The 3,285-nt window shown below is 44.1% G+C and carries 3 protein-coding genes; 2 read left to right on the forward strand and 1 reads right to left on the reverse strand.

Going from position 1 to position 3,285, the window contains the following annotated elements; translation table 11 throughout:
- Positions 1 to 54 precede the first annotated feature (54 nt).
- Positions 55 to 1,605 (forward strand): IS1182 family transposase, encoded by a 1,551-nt coding sequence (locus tag IH879_21805; protein MCH7677561.1) that lies wholly within the window; start codon positions 55 to 57, stop codon positions 1,603 to 1,605.
- A 478-nt stretch (positions 1,606 to 2,083) separates the two neighbouring features.
- On the opposite strand, the gene IH879_21810 is transcribed toward IH879_21805, so the two are convergent.
- Positions 2,084 to 2,341: a hypothetical protein gene (locus tag IH879_21810; protein MCH7677562.1), complete on the reverse strand. Its 258-nt coding sequence runs from the start codon at positions 2,339 to 2,341 to the stop codon at positions 2,084 to 2,086.
- 263 nt (positions 2,342 to 2,604) lie between these two features.
- On the opposite strand from IH879_21810, the gene IH879_21815 reads away from it, so the two are divergent.
- Positions 2,605 to 3,285, forward strand: a 681-nt coding sequence (locus IH879_21815; GenBank protein MCH7677563.1) for a hypothetical protein, incomplete at its 3' end; no start/stop codon positions are given.

Below are 3,285 nucleotides of genomic sequence, written 5' to 3' on the forward strand. Positions count from 1 at the left end.
TGTGAACAGTTTTGTACATTAACTATTAGTATTCACTGATAGTTAGAGGCGATAATGGCCAAGTTCAAACCTTACAATTATGACCAGATGGTTATGATTCCCATCACGCTGAAGGAGCAACTCGAACCGGGAACCATAGAATACGCCATCCACGAATTAGTCGAGCAGGAAATCGACCTTTCGATTTTTGAAGACCGCTTCAAGAATGATGATAGCGGTGCGCCCGCCTTCGACCCAAAAATTCTGCTGAAAATTGTGCTGTTTGCCTATTCAAGAGGCATCATCGGCTCCCGTCCCATTGAACGTGCTTGTCAGGAAAACATCGTCTTCATGGCCCTGAGCTGCGGCTTTCAACCCGACCACAGCACCATCGCCCATTTTGTCTCCTCAATGAAAGAGGAAATCGAACCAATTTTCTGCAACATCCTACTGGTGTGTGAGGAGCTGAATCTTTTGGGTGGCACCCATTTCTCCCTGGATGGACTCAAGCTGCCCTCCAATGCCTCGAAAGAATGGAGCGGGACGTTTAAGGAACTCAAGAAGAAGCGGGATAAACTGCAGGAGAAATTAACCGAAGTTCTCTCCGAGCATATCCGGGCGGATGAGACGTCGGCATCGGACAGCCAGAGACGCCAGAAGCAAAAGAAGCGCCTCGCACGCCAGGTTGAGCGCCTCGATGACTTTCTCAAACAAAACGAGCCGAAGAAGGGCAAAACCAAAGCTGAGATTCAGAGCAATGTCACTGACAATGAATCGGCGAAGATGCCAACCTCCCACGGCGTGATTCAAGGCTATAATGCCCAGGCTTTAGTCGACGACAAGCATCAAATCATCGTCAATGCCGAGGCCATGGGCAACGGGCAAGACCATGACAACCTCAAACCGATGCTTGAAGGCGCCAAAAAGAACATGCAGACCATCGGCGAAGGAGAGGATTATTTTAAAGACAAAGAGCTGAGCGCCGACTGCAATTATCACAACAAAGACAACCTGGCCATCTGTGAAGCCGAAGGAATCAACGCCTATATCCCTGACCCGCAGTTCCGTAAAAGGGATGTGCGCTTTGCTGAGCAGGACAGATTTAAGGATGGCATTAATCCGAGGAAACAAGTCAAAAAAGCAAACCGTAACCAGAACACTTTCACTAATGATGATTTTACCTGGGATGAAAAAAAACAAGGCTATATTTGTAAAAATGGTAAGTTCTTAAAGCGCAAAGCACGGGCGCAACAAATTCGAAATTCTGTTTATGACATGTATCGTGCAAAGCAAACCGATTGCTCGGCATGTCCTTTGAGGTTGAAATGTTTGAGTACACCCCAGACCCAGGCCAGATATTTGTTGATACCTTTGGCCCGCTCACCGGAAGAGAAAAAGAAGTTCAGCTTGGTCGAGCAGATGAAGGCGAAGATAGATACACTGGAGGGCAGAAAAATATATTCCAAACGCCTGGCCACTATTGAGCCGGTCTTTGCCAATATTCGTTCACAAAAGCGCCTGGACCGGTTTACTTTACGGACTAAGGAAAAGGTCAATATTCAATGGATGTTATTTGCACTGGTGCACAATATTGAGAAAATAGCGCACTATGGCATGGCGCATTAGAGCAAAAGAGGCGGACTCAACTCAGCCCTGGCCCTGAAACCGGCTTTCCCGGGCAAACCGCTTCTACATCTGAACAAAAAGTAGCGCTAAAAAAACGAAAATCTAAAAAAATGAACTCAAGAACAAAAAGACGAATTGCATCTTGTATTATTCGACAGTCTCGTTAGGCGCGCCACTCAAAGTCCGGCGCTTTAATGAAGTAAACCATATGCAAAATATTTACCCATCCCCAAAAACTACACTTGGCTTCCATGCCACGTGAATTATAAATAGAGTGTGATAAATTAAGCTTGCGTTTAAAATCTTATCGAGTTCGAATAAAAAAAATTATGCCAACGCCATCTGAAGCACTATACATATTTTATCAAGACGAAAAGTAAACGGCCATAAGGAAAAGCCTAACAGAACATAGAACAATAAAATTTGTTGAATTTGCAAAATAATTTATGCATAATTTAAATAGGGTTTAGGGGAACGCCTAGCATCCCTGCTCGGCTTTAACCCCACCCAAATATTTTGCAGTGGGGTTTAGAATCGAGGTTGCGTTCTGTGGCGGCCTGGTTGAAAAACTAAGAATATGTGCTGATGAGACCACGCCAGATGGAGAGTTCTTTCGGTCTGTCTGTGGCGCGCCTAACGTCCACTGCGTTGCAGGTAGAAGATGAGTTGCACACTTCAAAGCCATGTGGCCGTTGTCCGTTTTGTGGCGCAGGCCTAACATGCGTCTTGAGCGCACGACCCCAATAACCTGGGTGAAGATATGCAAGTTTCATTTTATCACGTGTCATTAATAAACCTCAGACGAAAATGGGCCGGAATTCAAACGAAGGGCATTAGACTTTATGACTTTATGAAAATACGTGAATCTAAGGTAACAAATTGATCGGAACAATTGAAGGGAGGTTGTTATGGTCAGAAGTCCACCAACAGTAATTTAGCCAAAAATATTTACTCCAACACTATAGAATTAATTTATAACCAAATCTAAGGAGAATTATCATGAAAAGATTACTATCACTTTTTTTTATGACAACACTATTGTTGTGTCAAGCATCGATTGCACAAGACAAGCTCTACCTGATAAATGAGTATATGAGGGTAGATGAGGAACAGGCTAATGACTATTGGGAAACGGAAACCTTTTGGGAAAAGATTCATCAGCAAGCTGCTATCAATGGCGATATACAGGGATGGGATCTATGGTCACTTCAACCTGGAGGTGAAGACCAGGGGTTTCAGTATCTAACGGTTACTTTGTTTGATAATCCTGTAGCGATGATGACGGGAGTCTCTTGGGAGAAGCTTTTGGCGAACGCCAAGAAAGCATACCCCGAAATGTCTGAAGACGAAATCACTGCTAAGATCAACAATGCATCCAAAACCCGAGACTTGGCTGTTAGGGTGTATTATGAGCGAATAGCCAATACCACTGGTGATTTTGAGATGAAAGTAGGAACCGTAGCATCTTTAGACATAATGAAAGTTGATATGGGTAAATACAGTGACTATGAAAAGGCCGAAAAGGAGATATTTCAACCTTCTCATCAGAAAATGGTTGACGCCGGGCAAAAAGGAAGCTGGGGTTTGTTAAGAGTAATTTCACCCATAGGAAGCGAGGCCTATGCTTCACACATGACGGTCAATATGTATAGCGGTTATGAGCAATACTTTAACCCGCCA

The sequence above is a fragment of the candidate division KSB1 bacterium genome (assembly GCA_022562085.1).
Classification (GTDB): Bacteria; Zhuqueibacterota; Zhuqueibacteria; order Oceanimicrobiales; family Oceanimicrobiaceae; genus Oceanimicrobium.